This window comes from Antribacter gilvus (assembly GCF_003946865.1).
GTDB lineage: Bacteria > Actinomycetota > Actinomycetes > Actinomycetales > Cellulomonadaceae > Antribacter > Antribacter gilvus.
In genome coordinates this window covers 88,032-106,372 of sequence record NZ_QXTH01000006.1, presented here as the reverse complement: position 1 = coordinate 106,372, position 18,341 = coordinate 88,032, and the positions used below count along the sequence as shown (strand labels likewise).

Annotated in this window: 17 protein-coding genes and 1 tRNA gene; 9 read left to right on the top strand and 9 right to left on the bottom strand. The window is 72.2% G+C overall.

The window, feature by feature from the left end; all coding sequences use genetic code 11:
* Positions 1-22: 22 nt before the first annotated feature.
* Positions 23-763, bottom strand: coding sequence for a hypothetical protein (locus D1350_RS11855; protein WP_240644053.1), 741 nt, complete (start codon positions 761-763; stop codon positions 23-25).
* Positions 764-807: 44 nt separating this feature from the next.
* Positions 808-1,332, bottom strand: coding sequence for an OsmC family protein (locus D1350_RS11850; protein WP_125776208.1), 525 nt, complete (start codon positions 1,330-1,332; stop codon positions 808-810).
* Positions 1,333-1,472: 140 nt separating this feature from the next.
* Here D1350_RS11850 and D1350_RS11845 point away from each other — a divergent pair, with 140 nt between their 5' ends.
* On the top strand, positions 1,473-2,054 hold the full coding sequence (locus tag D1350_RS11845; RefSeq protein ID WP_125776207.1) for a hypothetical protein: 582 nt from the start codon (positions 1,473-1,475) through the stop codon (positions 2,052-2,054).
* Between the two features lie 35 nt (positions 2,055-2,089).
* Here D1350_RS11845 and D1350_RS11840 read toward each other — a convergent pair whose 3' ends face one another.
* Both D1350_RS11840 and D1350_RS11835 read right to left on the bottom strand, forming a co-directional pair.
* Positions 2,090-2,692 carry a hypothetical protein gene (locus D1350_RS11840; protein ID WP_125776206.1) on the bottom strand — a complete coding sequence of 201 codons (603 nt, stop codon included), beginning with the start codon at positions 2,690-2,692 and terminating at the stop codon, positions 2,090-2,092.
* Positions 2,693-2,816: 124 nt separating this feature from the next.
* Positions 2,817-3,434 (bottom strand): hypothetical protein, encoded by a 618-nt coding sequence (locus tag D1350_RS11835; RefSeq protein ID WP_125776205.1) that lies wholly within the window; start codon positions 3,432-3,434, stop codon positions 2,817-2,819.
* Positions 3,435-3,521: 87 nt separating this feature from the next.
* Between D1350_RS11835 and D1350_RS11830 the strand changes: the two genes are divergently transcribed.
* Positions 3,522-4,328 carry a thymidylate synthase gene (locus D1350_RS11830; protein ID WP_125776204.1) on the top strand — a complete coding sequence of 269 codons (807 nt, stop codon included), beginning with the start codon at positions 3,522-3,524 and terminating at the stop codon, positions 4,326-4,328.
* 1 nt (position 4,329) lies between these two features.
* Positions 4,330-4,836, top strand: coding sequence for a dihydrofolate reductase (locus D1350_RS11825; RefSeq protein ID WP_125776203.1), 507 nt, complete (start codon positions 4,330-4,332; stop codon positions 4,834-4,836).
* Positions 4,837-4,932: 96 nt separating this feature from the next.
* Here the strand turns inward: D1350_RS11825 and D1350_RS11820 are convergent, their stop codons facing one another.
* Positions 4,933-6,411, bottom strand: coding sequence for a xylulokinase (locus D1350_RS11820; protein ID WP_125776202.1), 1,479 nt, complete (start codon positions 6,409-6,411; stop codon positions 4,933-4,935).
* 134 nt (positions 6,412-6,545) lie between these two features.
* Positions 6,546-7,703 carry a xylose isomerase gene (gene xylA, locus D1350_RS11815; protein ID WP_125776201.1) on the bottom strand — a complete coding sequence of 386 codons (1,158 nt, stop codon included), beginning with the start codon at positions 7,701-7,703 and terminating at the stop codon, positions 6,546-6,548.
* A 105-nt stretch (positions 7,704-7,808) separates the two neighbouring features.
* On the opposite strand from xylA, the gene D1350_RS11810 reads away from it, so the two are divergent.
* Entirely contained in the window at positions 7,809-8,978 is a 1,170-nt protein-coding gene (locus D1350_RS11810) for an ROK family transcriptional regulator (protein WP_125776200.1), read from the top strand.
* Between the two features lie 38 nt (positions 8,979-9,016).
* On the opposite strand, the gene D1350_RS11805 is transcribed toward D1350_RS11810, so the two are convergent.
* Positions 9,017-11,071 carry an amylo-alpha-1,6-glucosidase gene (locus tag D1350_RS11805; protein WP_240644052.1) on the bottom strand — a complete coding sequence of 685 codons (2,055 nt, stop codon included), beginning with the start codon at positions 11,069-11,071 and terminating at the stop codon, positions 9,017-9,019.
* 176 nt (positions 11,072-11,247) lie between these two features.
* Between D1350_RS11805 and D1350_RS11800 the strand changes: the two genes are divergently transcribed.
* The 5 genes from D1350_RS11800 to D1350_RS11780 all read left to right on the top strand — a co-directional run bounded on the left by D1350_RS11800 (position 11,248) and on the right by D1350_RS11780 (position 15,456).
* On the top strand, positions 11,248-12,501 hold the full coding sequence (locus D1350_RS11800; protein WP_125776199.1) for an extracellular solute-binding protein: 1,254 nt from the start codon (positions 11,248-11,250) through the stop codon (positions 12,499-12,501).
* The gene (locus D1350_RS11795) at positions 12,498-13,700 is read left to right on the top strand and encodes a carbohydrate ABC transporter permease (protein WP_240644051.1); all 1,203 of its coding nucleotides are present in this window, start codon (positions 12,498-12,500) and stop codon (positions 13,698-13,700) included. Before D1350_RS11800 ends, D1350_RS11795 begins: the two co-directional genes overlap by 4 nt.
* A complete protein-coding gene (locus D1350_RS11790; RefSeq protein ID WP_125776198.1) occupies positions 13,697-14,587 on the top strand; it encodes a carbohydrate ABC transporter permease in 891 nt (296 codons plus the stop codon). Before D1350_RS11795 ends, D1350_RS11790 begins: the two co-directional genes overlap by 4 nt.
* 52 nt (positions 14,588-14,639) lie before the next feature.
* Positions 14,640-14,712: transfer RNA gene (locus D1350_RS11785), tRNA-Arg, on the top strand.
* A 111-nt stretch (positions 14,713-14,823) separates the two neighbouring features.
* Positions 14,824-15,456, top strand: coding sequence for a DedA family protein (locus tag D1350_RS11780; protein WP_206074516.1), 633 nt, complete (start codon positions 14,824-14,826; stop codon positions 15,454-15,456).
* A gap of 14 nt (positions 15,457-15,470) precedes the next feature.
* Here D1350_RS11780 and D1350_RS11775 read toward each other — a convergent pair whose 3' ends face one another.
* Together D1350_RS11775 and D1350_RS23750 are read right to left on the bottom strand one after the other, a co-directional pair.
* Positions 15,471-17,288, bottom strand: coding sequence for a glycoside hydrolase family 15 protein (locus D1350_RS11775; protein ID WP_125776197.1), 1,818 nt, complete (start codon positions 17,286-17,288; stop codon positions 15,471-15,473).
* Between the two features lie 18 nt (positions 17,289-17,306).
* Positions 17,307-18,233, bottom strand: a complete 927-nt coding sequence (locus D1350_RS23750; protein WP_164545145.1) for a L,D-transpeptidase — start codon at positions 18,231-18,233, stop codon at positions 17,307-17,309.
* Positions 18,234-18,341 lie beyond the last annotated feature (108 nt).

Below are 18,341 nucleotides of genomic sequence, written 5' to 3'. Positions count from 1 at the left end.
GGAGACTCTACGCGCGTTGCCCTCAGCGCTGCTCGATGATTCGGGGGAAGCGCTCAGGCGGCGGGCCGAATGCGTCCCGCGACTGCTTGATCACCGTATGGCCGAGTGCCCGGGCGCCGAAGATACCGACGACCGCACCGATCCCGAACGGGATGACACGGCCCACGAGCAGACCGCCCTGCTTCGCCAGCTGGCGGCGGATGAACTGGTTCGTGAGCGTCTTGTTCACCCGGCGCAGGGTGGTCTGCGGCATGCTCGTCAGCAGCACCTTGCCCCAGGCCACGCCGGAGCCGCCCACGGCGTCCTCCACGTCCTGGGCGCCCTTGTCGCCCAGCACCGTGGCGAGGAGCAGGGCCCGCCGCCGCGCGACGTCCTCGACCTCGATCCCGTGCACGTCGGCCACCGCCAGCGCGAACGCGGCCGACGACGCGAAGAACGTCGCGATGTCGCTCGACGACAGGGCCATTCCGGCCGCCGTACCCACCGCCGGCACTGCCGCAGCTGCCCCGATCGCGCCGCCCGACGCCTGGATGACCCGGAGGTACTCCTTCTCCAGGATGCGCACGATCTCCGCGGGGGTGGCGTTGGGGTTGCGCTTCCGCAGCTGGTCCACGTGCTTGCGGACGGCACCGGACGGGATCCTGACGGCCCGGTCCACCACGTTGTCCAGCAGCCCCGCAGGGCCGGTCCGGGCCCGGATCTCCTTGGCGGCGTCCGGGTCGCTGTTCACGAGGTCCTTGCTGCGCGCGTCGTCGTGCGTCATGGCTTTCCCCTCCTGTTGTCGGGTGCTGCTCAGGCGTCGGGTGCTCAGGCCTTGGTCGGCGTGCCGGCGGGCGGGGCGGCGGGCGCCTCGGCCGGCGGGCCGAACTGGGCCGGCGGCACCTCGGCGCTCGCCTTCAGCGTGCGGGCCACGGTGCAGGCCTTGTCGATCGCGCGCTGAGCGATCGTCAGCAGGCGCTCGCGGTCGGCGTCGTCCAGGACCGAGAGGTCGATCTCGAACTTCTCCGTCAGGACCGGGTAGCGGTCCTCCGCAATGTCCTTCGGGTCCTCCACGCGGATCGTCACCGCGTAGTCGTCACCCAGACGGCGGGCGAACGCCGCGTCGCTGCTCATCCCGGCGCACGCGGCGAGCGCGACCTTGAGCAGCTCGCCGGGCGTGAACACCGCGCCGGCGGAGGCTGGGCCGATCTCCACCTGCGCGCCGCGCGCGGAGAAGCCACGGTACGTGCGGGTGCCGGTGCGCTCCACCCACAGCGGGTCCGTGGGCGAGGGCGTGACCGCCGGCTCCGCCTCGGTCGACGCGTGGAGAGTGCTCGTCGTCTGGTCCGTCATGACATAGATCCTTCCACTGACCACCGACAGGTGCCGGCACGTGAGACAACGCCGGCACGGCTCCCGCCGTTCCCGCGCCCGGGCTCCGCCGTTCCCGCGAGCGGTCGCGAGACCCACGCCGCCGACTGATGATCGGCTGTATGGCGCACTTCGAGGATCCTCCCCGCCCGGTCCCCGTCGACCCGGTGGCCCCCATGGTGGCCAAGGAGGGGAAGAAGAAGATCGACTGGGCCCACGTGGGCCGCCGTGCCCTGTGGGTTCTCGTGCTGGTGGTGCTCGCGTGGCTCCTGGTGCTTCTCCTCGCGGCGTTCCTGCCGCGCTGGTGGGCGCAGGTGATCGGCAACGCTGTGGACGGCTCGTTCTCCGCGGGTGCGTGGTGGGGCCTGATGATCGGGGCCGTGTTCACGGGCCTGCCGGTGGCGGCGGCCGCGCAGGCGGTCCTCCCGGGACGGGGTCCGCGGATTCGGGCGACCTGGCTGGTCGTCGCGCTCGTGCTCGCGATCCCCAACCTGCTCACGCTCGCCGTGGTCCTCGGCACCAACGAGGCGGCGCACGCCGGCGAGCGGATCCTCGACGTGGACGCGCCCGCCTTCCGCGGCGGCACGGCCTGGGGGGCGGTGCTCGGCGCGGTGCTCGCGATCGCGGTCGTCGTGCTGGGGGCGCTCTACCGCCGTCGGGGCCGCCGCCTCCGTGAGCTGCAGAAGCAGCACCCGAAGGCCTGAGCGCCCGTCGCGGCCGCAGCCCGGCGCTCGTCCGCTCAGCGAACGAGGTGGTCGGCGGGGTCCTCGCCGAGGTCGCGCAGCGCCTGCACGAACGCTGCCGAGGGCCTCTGCTTGGCACCACGCGCGGGCTGCAGCGCAGGGATGACGCTCGCCGAGCGGGTTCCGTCGGAGATCTCGATCGCGTGGAGCCGGTAGGGGTACTTGTAGCCGCCGGACCCGACCGTGGTGGGAACGACTCGTACCCATCCCTCGGCCCGCTGCACCCGCCAGCGCGGAGCGAGGTCGCCCGGGATCCACACCTCGGCGCCCTCCTCCCCGACGGTGAGGCCGACGAGGCCGCGACCGCCGATGAGCTCGGTCGACGCACCTGCCTGCTGGGCCTGCCGGACGAGGGTGACCGGCTGAGGCCCCGCGATGCAGGCGGAATGTGGCCGTTCCAACGAGAGGAAGCTCCGGAACTGCTCCCGGAACCGGTGTTCCCGCCGGTTGGTCGCGACGGCGACCGGGATCAGGAGACCCACGAAGGCGAGCACGCTGAGCGCGATCCACAAGGACGTGAGATCGCCGTCCAGGAGGCCGCCGATACTTCCCTGACCGAACAGGACGACCACGACGAAGGCGATGGCTCCGACCGCCACCTTCCCCCACGCCTTCCGACGATCATTCCGAAACGTGGCATCGAGATCGACCAGCTCGCGGGGCATCCCGGAGTCCTCTCCGTCGTGGGGGCCACAGTATGGCAGCCCTCGGAGCCCGGCTGGCTCACACCGGCTGGTGGACCGCCGGATCCTCGCCCAGGGCGCGCAGGGCGCTCTCCATCGAGGTGCGGGCGTGCGACCTCGACACCCGCCAGACCGGCAGCACGATGGGGAGCACGGCGAGCTCGCACGCGCCGTCGGCGATCACGAGCGTGGGCTGAGGGGCGCCGGACGCCACCCGGTCCACGACCGAGACCCCGCCCGGGACGCGCTGCACCGTCAGCACCGGTTCTGCGCGCCGGCTGACCCAGAGCTCGACCTGGTGCGGGTCGATGCTCACGACGATGTGCTCGGACCCCGCGGCGGGCAGGTGGCGGGCCGGCTTGCCGACGCGGCGTGCGGCGTCGCGCATCTCGCTCGCGACGGCGACCACCACCGCGGCGTCGGGCCGGGCGGCCGTCACGCGCGCGACGAGGCGACCCACCCGGGCCTGCTTGACGAGGACGACCACCGTGGTGACTGCCGCCGCGCCCAGCAGCGCGACCACGAGGGTGGTGACGGCCGCGGGCAGTCCCCGCGCGGCCCAGATGATCCCGAAGACCACCGCCAGCGCGAAGATGCTCGGGACAAGGAGCACCACGATCATCGCTCGACGGTTGTTGCGCTGGCCGGTCTCTTGCATGGTGTCTCCAGTCGTGGTTCGCCAGCATGACAGGCGCGCCGTGAACTGGGAAGGGCCAGATGCCGCGCGGAAAGTAGGCTGGCGGGCATGGCCGCCACGATTCCCACCCCCTACGAGGACCTCCTCCGGGACGTCCTCGAGTCCGGCACCCGCAAGGACGACCGCACCGGGACCGGCACCCGGAGCGTGTTCGGCCGCCAGCTCCGCTACGACCTGGCGCAGGGCTTCCCGCTGATCACCACCAAGCGGGTCCACTTCAAGTCGGTGGCGCTGGAGCTGCTCTGGTTCCTCCGCGGCGACTCGAACGTGCGCTGGCTGCAGGAGCGCGGCATCACGATCTGGGACGAGTGGGCCGACGCCGACGGTGAGCTCGGCCCCGTCTACGGCGTGCAGTGGCGGTCGTGGCCCACGCCGGACGGGCAGCAGATCGACCAGATCGCGAAGGTGGTCGACCAGATCCGCGTCAACCCCGACTCCCGCCGCCACATCGTCACGGCGTGGAACCCGGCCGAGGTGGACAGCATGGCGCTGCCGCCGTGCCATGCCCTCTTCCAGTTCTACGTGGCCGACGGGAGGCTGAGCTGCCAGCTCTACCAGCGTTCCGCCGACCTCTTCCTCGGCGTGCCGTTCAACATCGCCTCCTACGCGCTGCTCACGCACATGGTGGCCGCCCAGACCGGGCTCGCGGTGGGCGAGTTCGTGTGGACCGGCGGCGACGTGCACATCTACGAGAACCACGTGGAGCAGGTGCGCACCCAGCTCGGGCGGGAGCCGTACCCGTACCCGACACTGCGCCTCGCCCCGCGCGACTCCCTCTTCGACTACACCTACGAGGATCTCGAGGTCCTGGGGTACCAGCACCACCCCACCATCAAGGCCCCGATCGCGGTCTGACGTGATCGGACTGATCTGGGGCCAGGCGCTCGACGCCGCCGGCCGTCCCGTCATCGGTGCGGGCAACACGATCCCGTGGCGGGTCCCCGAGGACTTCGCCCACTTCAAGCGCATCACGAGCGGTCACCCGGTCGTGATGGGCCGGCTCACGTGGGAGTCGCTCCCGCGCCGCCCCCTCCCGGGCCGCACCAACATCGTCATCACGCGTACGGGCACGCTGCCCGACGACGACGCCGTGGTCACCCGGTCCCTCGACGAGGCCCTCGCGGTGGCCGCGCAGGCGCCGGGCGGCGACGAGGTCTGGGTCATGGGCGGCGGACGCGTGTACGCCGACGCCCTGGGGCTCGCCGACCGTCTCGAGGTGACCGAGGTCGACCTCGTGGTGGAAGGAGACGCGTTCGCGCCAGCACTGGACCCCGCGCTGTGGCGCGCGGTGCGCGAAGGCGAGTGGGCGACGTCGTCGTCCGGCGTGCGCTACCGCCACCTGACGTACCTCCCCGCGAGATAGTCGCTCCGTCGGACGCGCGCACTACCTCGGCGGCTCATTCCCGCCGAGACAGTGACCTCGTCGGACGGAGTGACTATCTCGGCAGGGGTTGGACCGCTACACCAGGTCGCGGACCGCCGCGTACTGCTCGCGGATCACGGGCTGAGGGTCGGCCGCCAGGGTGGTCGCGATGGTCGTGGACCACGCGGGCGCCGTCGCACCTGGCTCCGACGCCGCGGCGAGGACCCACGCGGCCTGGCGCGCGGCGCCGTCGGCCACGTACTCGCCCGGCTTGGGGATCGCGATCGGGAGGCCGAAGACCTGCGGCGCGATCGACTGCACGGCCGGCGACTGCGCCGCGCCGCCGATCAGCATGACCCGCTCGATGGGGACGCCCTGCGCGCGCAGCGCGTCCAGGCCGTCCGCGAGCCCGCACAGCATGCCCTCGAGGTAGGCGCGCGCGAGGTGCGCCTGCGTCTGGTTCGCGAGGCGCAGGCCGTGCAGCGTGCCTGTCGCGTCGGGGCGGTTCGGGGTGCGCTCGCCCTCGAGGTAGGGGACGAGCACGAGGCCGTCGGACCCGGCCGGCGCCGAGAGCGCCAGCGAGGCGAGGCCGTCGAAGTCGACGTCGAGCACGGCGCGGGCGGCGTCGAGCACGCGGGCCGCGTTGAGCGTCACGGCGAGCATGAGCGCGTTGCCCGTGGCGTCGGCGAAGCCGTTGATGGCGCCGGAGCCGTCGGCGGTCCGGGCCGGCGCGACGGCGGACACCACGCCCGACGTGCCGATCGAGATCGCGATGTCACCGGGCTCCATGCCGAGGCCGAGGGAGGCGCCCGCGTTGTCGCCCGCGCCGGGGCCGATCAGGGCGCCGCCCTCCACGGCGGACCCGGCCACGGACGGGTGCGCCACCCCGCCGGACTCGGAAGCGCCCAGAACCCGGGGGAGCACGACGTCGTCCCGCCCGAGGGCGAGCGACAGCAGGTCGAGGCGGTACTCGCCCGCCCCGCCCGCGCCCTGCGCGTCGTAGTACCCGGTGCCGGACGCGTCGGAGCGGTCCGTGAACAGCTGGTCCAGCTGCGGGCCGAGCGGCGACTCGCCCTCCGGCCCGTAGCCCGCGATGCGCCAGGACAGCCAGTCGTGGGGGAGCGCGACGGCGGCGACACGGGCCGCGTTCTCCGGCTCGGCGTCGCGCAGCCAGCGCAGCTTGGTGATGGTGAGGGACGCGACGAGGACGGAGCCGACGGCGTCGGCCCACGCCTGAGCGCCGGCCTCGCCGTCGCCGAGCTCGGAGACGAGGTCCCGGGCGGCCTGGGCGGAACGGGTGTCGTTCCACAGGAGGGCGTTGCGGACGACGTTCCCGGAGGCGTCGAGGGCGACGAGCCCGTGCTGCTGACCGCCCACGGCGACGGCGGCGACGTCGTCGAGCCCGCCGGCCGCACCGGCCGCCTCCTGGAACGCGGACCACCAGTGCGCCGGGTCCACCTCCGTCCCGTCGGGGTGCTTGGCGGAGCCGGTACGGACCAGCTCACCGGTCTCGGCGTCGCGGACGACGATCTTGCAGGACTGCGTGGACGTGTCCACGCCGGCGACGAGGGGCATCGGTGCTCCAGGAAGGAAAGCGAGAGGGGAGGGTATGACGGGGGCCGTGATCGGCAGTTCGTCGCATGATCGGTAGCTCGAACTACCGATCATGCGACGAACTACCGATCACGTGGCGCGCAGTGCGCGGAGACTCAGCCGATCAGGTGCTTCAGCGCGAGCTGGTGCAGGTGCACCAGGCCCTCGTGGCGGTCGGAGAGCGCCTCGATGTCGTACGTCTCCTCGGAGGCGAGGAAGGCGTCGATCGTCTCGTCCGCGGCGAGCGTGGGCTGGGCCGACTCGAAGATCCCGGCCTTCTCGAACGCGGCCTGGACCTCGGAGTCCGCACGGTACTGCTTGGCCTTGGCGGCGAGCAGGTCGTAGGACTCCATGTTGGCCTTGGCCGACTCCCACACGCCGTCGACACCCTCGGTGCGCGACGTCTTGTAGTCGAAGTGGCGCGGGCCGTCGTAGCGCGGGCCGCCGTTCGGGGAGCCGTTCTCGAGCAGGTCGACCGTGAAGAAGGCGGACAGCAGGTCGCCGTGACCGAACACGAGGTCCTGGTCGTACTTCGGGCCGTGCTGGCCGTTGAGGTCGATGTGGAACAGCTTGCCCAGGTGCAGCGCGAGCGCGAGCCCGTGCGTGTAGTTGAGACCCGCCATCTGCTCGTGGCCGGTCTCCGGGTTCAGACCCACGATGTCGCCGTTGTCGAGCGAGTCGATGAGGGCGATGGCGTGGCCGATGGTCGGCAGGAAGATGTCGCCGCGGGGCTCGTTCGGCTTGGGCTCGAGCGCGACCTTCAGGCCGTAGCCCTGCTGCTTGATGTAGGCCGCGACGGTGTCGATGCCCTCCGCGTAGCGCTCGTGCGCGGTGATGAGGTCCTTCGAGTTGTCGTACTCGGTGCCCTCGCGGCCACCCCACATCACGAAGGTGGTGGCGCCCATCTCGGCGGCCAGGTCGACGTTCTTGAGGACCTTGCGCAGGCCGAAGCGGCGGACCTCGCGGCTGTTCGACGTGAACGCGCCCGCCTTGAAGATCGGGTGCATGAAGGTGTCGGTCGTGACCATCTCGCAGACCATGCCCGTGTCCTGGGCGGCCTTCTTGATCTTCTCGATGTGAGAGAGCCGCTCCGCCTCCTCGGCACCGAACGGGAAGATGTCGTTGTCGTGGAAGGTGAAGCCCCACGCACCGAGGTCGGCAAGCTTCCGGATGGACTCGGCCGGGTCCAGGTCGGGGCGCGTCGCCAGGCCGAACGGGTCGCGGCCGGCCCAGCCCACAGTCCACAGGCCGAACGAGTACTTGATGTCGCTCACGGGGTTCTCCTCGTCGAGGCGGGCACCGATCGCGCCGTGCGACCGCCGCTGCCCGCATTAGTTGTACGGATGAACTATTACGCGCGGCTCGGCTAGAGTCAAGGCGTGACCATCACCTCGACCGCCTCGACGGCCGCACGCCAGCACACCCTGCGCGAACGCAACCTCGAGCTCGTGGCGCGTGCGGTCTTCGAGTCGCCCTCACCACTCTCGCGCGCCGACGTCGCCGCCGCGACCGGTCTCGCACGGGCCACGGTGTCGACACTGGTGGACCAGCTGGTGGCCTCCCGGCTCGTGCAGGAGCTGCCCGCCGTGACCGGCGGACGGGCCGGGCGACCGGCCGTCCCGCTCGTTCCCGCGCCCCGCTCGGTCGTGGGGCTGGGGCTCGAGGTCAACGTCGACTACCTCGGCGCCCGCGTGCTCGACCTCACGGGCGCCGTCGTCGCCGAGCACGTCGAGCCCGGCGCCTTCCACGACAGCGACCCCGCCACGGTGCTGGGCCGGCTGGGGGCGCTCGCGAGCGAGCTCGTCCGCCAGGTGGCCGACGACGGCATGTCCGTCGCCGGTGCCCGGCTCGCCCTCCCCGGCCTCGTGGACCCGCGCGCGGGACGGCTCGCCGTCGCCCCGAACCTCGGGTGGTCCTCGGTGGAGCCGGTACCCCTGCTGGGCCTGTCCCTGCCCGTGGAGATCGCGAACGAGGCCAAGCTCGCGGCGCTCGCCGAGCTGGCCGGCCCGGTTCCCCGCTCGTTCCTGTACGTGTCGGGCGACGTCGGCATCGGCGCTGCCATCGTCCTCGACCGCGCGCTGTTCCTCGGGGAGCGCGGGTGGAGCGGCGAGATCGGGCACGTCGTCGTGGACCCGGCCGGGCCGCGCTGCTCGTGCGGCGCGTACGGTTGCCTCGAGGAGTACGCGGGCAAGGAGGCGATCCTCCGTGGCGCGGGCCTGGGCCCGGACGCCCCGCTCGGGGACCTGCTCACGCTGCTCCCGGGCGACGGCGAGGCCGCCGTGCGGGCCGCGGGACGGGCCCTCGGGTCGGCGCTGGCGGACTTCGTCAACCTCGTTGACGTCGGCACGGTCGTGCTCGGCGGGCTCTACACCGACCTGATCCCGTGGCTGCGGGACGACGTGCTCGCCGTGCTCGACGAGCGCGTGCTCGCGTCGCCGTTCGTCGACCTCGAGGTGCGGCCCGCTGCCGCCGGACCGCACGCCGCCCTGACCGGCGGCGCACGCGAGGTGCTGCGCGGGGTGCTGTCGGACCCGTCGGCGTTCGTCTGACGAGCAGTACCGCGGCGTCCGCGCGACCGGCCGCGGCATTACCGCGGCGTGGCGCGGACCGTCCCGTCGCGCAGCCGTTCCACCGTCCAGGACCGGCCCAGCGCCTGGACGCCCTCGACCCGCAGGGAGCCCACCGGCATCACCGGCACGGGGGGACACATCACGAGCGTGTCGACGTCCCGGTCCGGCTGGACGGCCAGCAGCGACGTGAGCACCACGACGGCGGACGCGGCGGACCACGCCTGCGGGTGGCACGACGCCGGGTACGGCACCGGCCCGGGCCCGTCACCGACCGGGTTGCCGCCGTAGAGCTCGGGCAGCTGGTAGCCGAAGTGGTCGGCCCCCTCCAGGAGGCCCTCGACCAGCGGGGTCGCCTCCCCGTGCAGCCCGGCACGTGCCATCCCGTGGATCGCGATCGCGGTGTCGTGCGCCCAGACGGAACCCCCGTGGTACTTCAGCGGCCAGTACCCGGCGCTCGTCGTGGACAGGGTCCGTAGGCCGTACCCGGACGACATGTCGGCGGCGACCAGCCGCCGGGCGATCGCCCGCTCCTCGTCCGGCCGGAGCAGGCCGGTGCCCAGGAGGTGCCCCATGTTGGACGAGACCGAGTCCACCACCGCGCCGTACCGGTCCCGCGCGATGCCCGGATAGGGACCCTTCGCGTCGCGGGTCCAGAAGTGGTTCCGGAACCGGTGGGCCAGCTCGCCCGCCCACGTGCGCCACCCGTCCCCGCCGGGCCGTCCGAAATGGTCCAGCAGGTCGGCCGCCCCCATGGCCGCCTCGTAGGCGTACGCCTGGACCTCCGACAGGGCGATCGGACCCTCGGCGAGCCGGCCGTCGCGCCACTGGATCGAGTCGCCCGAGTCCTTCCAGCCCTGGTTGGCCAGGCCGTGTCCCGTGGGGTCCTGGTAGTCGAGGAAGCCGTCGCCGTCGGAGTCCGCGTGGCGGAGCATCCACTCCAGGCAGCGCTCCATGGCGGGGAGCAGGGCCCGCACGTCGTCGTCGGGCAGACCCCACCGCCAGGCGTCCGTCAGGAGGCAGACCCACAGGGGGGTGGCGTCCACCGTGCCGTAGTACACGGGCGGGAGGGTGGTGCCGTCGTCGAGGTGGAGCGTCTTCGACCGCACCTCGTGCAGGATCTTTCCGGGCTGCTCCTGGGTGACGGGGTTCGAGCGCGTGCCCTGCGCGGCGGCGAGCGTGCGCAGCGTTCCGCGCGCGAGGTCCGTGCCGAGCGGCAGGAGGAAGCGCGCCGCCCACAGGGAGTCCCGGCCGAACAGCGTGAAGAACCAGGGCGATCCCGCCGCGAGGAACACGTCCTGCGGGCTCTCCACCCACGTCATGCGGAGGGTCTCCAGGTCGTCGAGCGAGCGCTCGACCAGGTGGTGCAGCCGCGGGTCGTCCGCCTGAACGACGGGCCGCCGCCACTCGGGCGTGGGGTTCACCGGCCGCGTCACCACAGGATGCGACAGCTCGGCGTACACGTCCCAGCCGAGCGTCAGCGGAGCACGCGGGTGGACCGTCACCTCCCAGACGGCGGTGGCGCCGTCGTCGTCCAGCTCCAGGCGCGCCCCCGGGACGACGACGCGCGACGTCGCCTCGCCGTTCGTCCACCGGACACCGTCCGGGGCGGGCTCCGGGCGCACCGGCCCGGGGGAGCGGCCCTGCTTCACCGACTCGAGGTCGGCCAGGTCGGACGACATGCGCAGCCGGACGGTCCCCGACACCGGGACCTCGGTGGCGCACTCCAGGACGAGCGGCGCGTGGACGTGGCCCGGACTGACCTCCCGGCGGCGGCGCACCCAGACCGTGGGATCGGCGCCCGGGCCGTCGATCATCCGCAGCGCGAGGAACGCCTCGCTCACGCCCGCGCCGCGGTGCCCGGACCGGAGAGCCTCCGGCTCCACGCCGTCGACCGTCAGCACCGCCTCGGACAGCACCCGGACGTCGCCCTGGAAGACGCCCTGCGCCCCCGTGGCGCGGATCTGCGCGTCGGGCCCGCTCCAGACCTGGGTGGGAGCCATGGTCGTGACCAGCAGGTTGTGCAGAAAGGGCTGCAGACTCTCGCCAGAACTCTGCCCGGATTCGTCGCTCACACGTCAGCACGCTACCCGTGCGCGCATTGTTGCGCGTGGCAAGCACGTCCGACATGCGCATTCCTGATTCCCGTTCGACACTGACACTGAATGGGCCGAAAGGCCGAAGCGTGTCATTTGCCGTTGGACCGCCTCAGGTGTTTCGAACGACATTTCCGAGTATCGGAGGATGAACAATGACGCAACGGACAACATCCCGCCGGCGACGCCTCCTGTCGGTAGCGACGGGCGGGGCCGCTGCCCTGGCGCTCGCGGCCTGCGGCGGCTCGGGGTTCGGCGGTGGGGGCGGCGGCGGCGGGGGCGGGGAGGCCGGCGGCGACCTGGAGATCCTCATCGGCTCGAGCGGCGACGCCGAGACGACGGCGGTCAAGGACGCAGTGGCGGCCTGGTCCGAGGAGTCGGGCACGGGGGCGAGCGTGAGCGTCGCCGCGGACCTGGCGCAGCAGCTGAGCCAGGGCTTCGCGTCCGGCAACCCGCCCGACCTCTTCTATGTGAGCACCGACTTCTTTCCCGGGTATGCGGCGAACGGCTCGCTGCTCCCCTACGGCGCCCAGCTGGACAACGCCGACGACTTCTACCCGACGCTCGCGGACTCGTTCACGTACGACGGCGAGCTCTACTGCGCGCCCAAGGACTTCTCCACCCTCGCGCTCGCCATCAACACCGACCAGTGGACGGCGGCCGGCCTCACCGAGGACGACTACCCGACCACCTGGGAGGAGCTGAAGACGGTCGCCACCACGCTGACCACCGGCGACACGACCGGCCTGACGTTCGGGCCCGAGTGGCAGCGCGTCGGCACCTTCATGGCGCAGGCGGGCGGCCACCTGGTCGACGACGAGGGGCACGCCGACGTGGACACGCCGGAGAACCTCGAGGCCCTGACCTACGTCAAGGACCTGCTGACGTCGGGCGCCCTCAAGTACCCGTCCGACCTGGGTGCGGGCTGGGGCGGCGAGGCGTTCGGCCTCGGCACCGCCGCGATGACCATCGAGGGCAACTGGCTCGTGGGCACCATGGAGAACGACTACCCGGACGTCGCCTACACGGTGGTGCCGCTACCCGAGGGCCCGGGCGGGCCCGGCACGCTCCAGTTCACCAACTGCTGGGGCATCTCCGCCGACTCCGCGAACCAGGAGGCGGCCGTCGAGCTGGTCCAGCACCTCACCTCCGGCGAGCAGCAGATGACGTTCGCCCAGGCGTTCGGCGTCATGCCGTCCGTCGAGTCGGTGGCCGACCAGTGGAAGGAGGAGTTCCCCGAGCAGGCGCCGTTCCTGGACGGGGCCGACGGTGCGCAGGGCTTCCCGCCGATCGAGGGGATCGCCGACGTGATCTCCGACTTCAACGCGCAGATCGAGGGCCTCAAGTCAGGTGACCCGCAGGCCATCCTCACGTCCGTCCAGTCCACGCTCGAGGCCGTCGCGCCGTGAGCGAGGGGCTTCCGCCCGAGACGAGCCCCGACCCGGGCGCGCGACGCGCCCGGGGCGGGCTCCGGCGTCGGGCGCACGCGACCACCCGCGGGCAGACGGGGGCGGGCTGGCTCTTCATCACGCCGATGATCGTGATCCTGGGCCTGTTCCTTGTGCTGCCGATCTTCATGGCGCTCTGGGTGAGCGTCTCCGACTGGACCGGGCGCGGGAGCCCTTTCGCGGGAACCACCGCCTTTGTGGGCGGCGAGAACTATCAGGAGCTGCTCACGGGGGGCGGCCTCGCCCAGCGCGACTTCGCCACCTCTGTCCGGAACAACGTCTACTACGTCATTCTCGTGGTGCCCACGCAGACCCTGATCTCCCTGCTGCTCGCCGTCCTGGTGAACCAGCGGATCCTCAAGGGGCGGGGATTCTTCCGCACCGCTTTCTACTTCCCGTCGGTGACCTCTTCCGTGGCGATCACCGTGGTCTTCCTGTTCCTCTTCTCGGCGTCGGGCGCGGTCAACAAGGCGGTGTCGTACGTCGGGGCGAACGGCCCCAACTGGATCAACGACCCACGCGGCCTGCTGCACATCATCCTGGGTGCGTTCGGCGCGGACTCTCCGCCGGCCGCCCTGCAGGAAGCGCCCTTCCTGGGTCTCTCCTGGTGGAACTGGCTCGCCGGGCCGTCCATCACCATGACCGTCTACATCATCATGGCGATCTTCACGACGTCCGGGACGTTCATGCTGCTGTTCCTCGCCGCGCTGCAGAACATCTCGGGCGACATCGAGGAGGCTGCGCTGGTGGACGGCACCAACGCCTGGCAGCGGCTCTGGCTCGTGACCGTCCCCATGCTCAAGCCGACGACGTTCACGGTGATCACGCTCGGCCTCATCGGCACGTGGCAGGTGTTCGACCAGATCTACACCGGTACCCGCGGCTCGCCGTCCAAGACGACGCTGACGCCCGCCTACCTCTCGTACGAGACGTCCTTCAACAGCCAGCAGTGGGGACAGGGCGCGGCCATCGCCTTCATCCTGTTCGCGATCATCGTGGTGATGACGATCCTCCAGCGCATCATCCTGCGAGACCCCGACACGGTCCCCAAGCGCAAGCGCTTCGTCCTGTCAGACGCCGGCGGGTCGGGTTCGGCGGCGACCGGTGCCGGGGGCGCCCCGCCGGCGGGCGCTGCGAAGATCGAAGGGGGCACGTCATGAGCGCGACCACGGCGACCCGCCCGCGGCCGACGGCAGCAGGCCGACGGCGGCACGTGGGCCGCGGCGTGACCGTCGCGACGGTGCTCACCTACGCGATCCTGATCCTCATCGCCGTGATCTACATCTACCCGTTCCTGATCTCGATCGCGACGTCCTTCAAGAGCCAGTCCGAGGCGGCGACGGACCCCCTGTCCCTGGTGCCGCAGACGTTCACGACGGCGGCCTACGAGCGGCTGCTCGTGAACTCCGACTTCCCGCTCTGGTTCCAGAACTCGCTGATCGTGACGCTGATCGTCACGGCCGGACGCGTGTTCTTCAACTCGCTCGCCGGGTACGCGCTGTCGCGCCTCACGTTCCCCGGGCGCGGCGTCATCTTCGCGGCGCTGGTGGGCGTGATGGCGGTACCGAGCGTGGTGCTGCTCATCCCCAAGTTCCTGGTCATCAACCAGCTCGGGATGTACGACTCCTACGCCGGCCTGATCATCCCGCTCCTCGCCGACGCGACGGGCATCTTCATCATGAAGAACTTCTTCGAGTCCATCCCCAAGGCGGTGGAGGAGGCCGCGCGGATCGACGGCGCCGGGACGTTCCGCGTGTTCTGGTCCGTGTCGCTGCCGATGGCGCGGCCCGCGATCATCACGATCGTCATCCTGGCGTTCCAGGGATCGTGGAACGAGCTGTCGCACTTCATCGTCGCGTCGCAGTCCCAGGCGCTGTTCACGCTGACCAAGGGCGTGGCGCAGCTGTCGTCGGGCGCGCTCAGCCAGGGGACGCAGTACCCGCTCAAGCTGGGAGCGGCCGTGATCATGACGATCCCCGTGGCCGTGCTGTTCTTCGTGTTCCAGCGGCGGATCATGAACGCGAGCGGTGGCGCGGTGAAGGAGTAGGGCGGCCCTGCTTGGCGCACCGAGCGGCGCGGGCGCTAGGCTGTGGGCGCTGGCGCCTGTAGCTCAGGGGATAGAGCACCGCTCTCCTAAAGCGGGTGTCGTTGGTTCGAATCCAATCAGGCGCACAGAGAAGGCGCCGGACCCTCGGGGGTCCGGCGCCCTTCGTGCGCTCGCTCCCGCTGGCGGCGCCAGCCGTCGCAGGAGCGGGCTCGGAGGTTCTGTCTGAGGATGGACCCGTGGCCCAGTCCTCCGAGCTCGACGGTGTCGCCGCGTGGGGCGTCGGGCTCGTCGAGACGCTCGGCGGGCCCGGCGCAGGCCTGGCGATCGCGGTGGAGAACCTCTTCCCGCCCCTGCCCAGCGAGGTGATCCTGCCGCTCACCGGCTTCGCCGCCGCCCGGGGGGTGATCACCCTGTTCGAGGCGATCGCCTGGACCACCGCCGGTTCCGTGGTGGGTGCCCTGGCGCTGTACGCCCTGGGTGCGACCCTCGGGCGGGCCCGGCTCTACCGGATCTGGGCCCGCATGCCGCTCGTCAAGACCTCCGACCTCGTCCGCACGGAGGCGTGGTTCGCCCGGCACGGCACCAAGGCGGTCTTCTTCGGGCGCATGATCCCGATCTTCCGGAGCCTCATCTCGGTGCCCGCGGGCGTGGAGCGGCTGCGGCTCCACACGTTCGTGCTGCTCACCGCAGCCGGGAGCCTCCTGTGGAACTCGACGCTCGTGCTCGCGGGGTACTGGCTGGGGGAGCAGTGGACCGTGGTCGAGGCGTACGTGAGCGTGTTCTCGCGTGCCGTCCTGTGGGCGGTGGCCGCGGCGGTGCTGGTCTTCGTCGTCGTGCGGCTGCGGAACCGGCGCCCGCCCGCGGCCTGAGCGTCGTCGCCCGTTCAGGAGCGACGGGGCGCCTGGGCGCGCGACCCCTCGGCCTCCTGGGCGTCGTACGTCTCGCTGAGGTGACGTGCGGAGTTGACCAGGCCCACGTGGCTGAAGGCCTGCGGCGTGTTGCCGAGGTGCCGTCCCGACCGCACGTCGTACTCCTCGCTCAGCAGGCCCAGGTCGTTGCGGAGGGCGAGCAGCCGCTCGAACAGCTCGAAGGCCTCCGCCCGCCGGCCGACCCCGTGGAGCGCGTCGGCGAGCCAGAAGCTGCACGCGAGGAACGCCCCCTCGGCGCCGGGCAGCCCGTCGACGCGGTTGTCGGCGTGCGTGTGATAGCGGAGCAGGAAGCCGTCCTCGCTCAGCTCGCGCTGCACGGCGTCCACCGTCCCGACGACGCGCTCGTCGTCCCACGGCAGGAAGCCGACGCGTGGGATGAGCAGCAGGGCGGCGTCGAGCCCGGTGGAGCCGTAGAACTGCGTGAAGGTGCCCCGGCGGGAGTCGTAGCCGTTCGTGCACACGTCGGCGTGGATGCGTGCGCGCAGCGCCCGCCACTCGTCGACCGGCCCGGGCAGGCCGTGCTCCTCGACGGCGCGCACGGCGCGGTCCACGCCGGCCCAGGCCATCACGCGGGAGTGCACGAACGCCCGGCGCGGCCCCCGTACCTCCCACAGGCCGTTGTCCAGGTCGGCCCAGTGCCCCTCGAGGAAGTTCAGCAGGGCGCGCTGGAGCTGCCATGCGTCGTCGGTCGACGCGAGGCCGGCGCCGCGTCCCACGTGCAGGCAGTCGAGGACCTCGCCCCAGACGTCGAGCTGGAGCTGCCCGGCGGCCGCGTTGCCCACGCGGACCGGCCCGGAGTCCTCGTACCCGGTGAGCCAGTCCACCGTGAGCTCCGGGATGCGCCGTCGGCCGTCGAGCCCGTACATGATCTGCAGGTCGGACGGGTCGCCCGCGACGGCCCGGAGCAGCCACTCCCGCCAGGCCTTCGCCTCGTCGACGAACCCGGTCCCGAGCAGGGACTGGAGGGTGAAGGCGGCGTCGCGGAGCCAGCAGAAGCGGTAGTCCCAGTTCCGTGAGCCGCCCAGCTCCTCGGGCAGGGACGTGGTGGCGGCCGCGGCGATGCCGCCGGTGGGCACGTAGGTCAGGGCCTTCAGGGTGATCAGCGACCGGCGGACCGCGTCCTGCCAGCGACCGTCGTAGCGGATCTGGCTGATCCACGACCGCCAGAAGTCTGCGGTGTCCCGCAGCGCGTGCTCGGCGTGCACGGGCCGCGGCACCGACAGGTGCGACGGGTAGTAGGTCATCACGAAGGGCACCCGCTCCCCGGCCGCGACCTCGAACCGTGCCTGCAGGACGCCGTCGTGGCGGCTGACCTCCACCGGGGTGTGGAGCACCACGGCGTCGGGGCCGGCGATCGCCCGCACCTCGCCGCCACGGAAGGTCACCCAGGGGGTGACGCTCCCGTAGTCGAACCGCAGGCGCAGGTCCATCACGACCGGCACCCGGCCGCTCACGCCCTCGACGACGCGCACCACGTCCGCCGCCTCGCCGCGCGGCGGCATGAGGTCGATGACCCGCACCCTGCCCTCGGCCGTCTCCCACTCGGTCTCGAGGATCAGCGTGTCGGGGCGATAGCGCCGCGTGGTGCACAGCCCGCCCGACTCCGGCGCGAGGCGCCAGGAGCCGTTGTCCTCGTCTCCCAGCAGCCTGGCGAAGCACGCCGGGGAGTCGAACCGCGGGAGGCACATCCAGTCGATGGACCCGTCCCGGCCCACGAGCGCGGCCGTGTGGAGGTCACCGACGACGCCGTAGTCCTCGATGCGCTGCGCCATCGGGCACCCTCCTCCCGCTCACGGCACCACGAGGATCGGCGTGCCGACCGGGAGGTCCTTCACCGCCGGGAAGTCGGCGTACGTGAGCCGGACGCAGCCGTTGCTCACCTCGCGCCCCTGGCCGGACCCGGCGTGGAGTGCGACGACGGCGCCCCCGCTCCCCAGGAACGAGTCGATCGTCTCGCTCTGGGCCGACGTGTAGACGGCCAGGCCCACCTGGGACTGCGTGATGGTCAGGACCTGGGCCAGGCCCGGCGGCGTCGGGGTCGCGGGTGTGCCGATCGCCGCGGGGACGGACCGGTTCGTCCCGTCGGGCCGGGTGACGTGGACCATCCGGTCGGACAGGTCGACGACGACGGCGCTCACCTCGGGCGCGACCGTCACGTCCGTGGCGCGCACCCAGCCCGCGGTCCGGTTCACGCCCGACGGGTCCTGCGAGGGCAGCGCCCGCCGGCCCTGCGGCATCAGGACCTGGACCCAGTCCGGCCGCTCGTCCAGGACGACCCAGCGGGCAGCGGCGCCGTACTGGTCGTCGGGCAGCGCGAGGACCGGTGGCACCGTGTCGTCGGGTGCTGTCCACACCGGGATGGCCGCGCCGTCGGGGGCCGCGGCCTTGCGCGGCAGCTGGGCGAGGTCCGTGACCGACGTCTGCGGGAGGCCCGGTGGCAGGAGCTCGATCGGGTCCGGGTAGGGGAGCGTCCACAGCTCGAAGGCGGCTGGCGACGGGGTGGGTCGTGGCGCGGCGGCGGGCTGCGGCGTCGGGTCGCCCACCTCGGGGAGCAGCCGAGGGGCCGCGGAAGCGATCGGCAGGCCCGGATCGGCGTCCGGCTCCGCGCGGTCGCCCAGGGCGACGGCGCCGACCAGGACAGACAGGCCGACGGCGAGGCCGGCCCACCTCAGGCGTGCGCGGCCGCTCGCCGTCCACCTGGTGCGTTCGCCGAGCATCGCGAGCTCCCCTCAGCTGCGGGCAGGCACCTCCATGGTGCCCCGGGGGCCGTCGCCCCGCAGGACGGGGAGCGGTCGTCGTTACCGGGCTGGTACCTCGTGGTCACC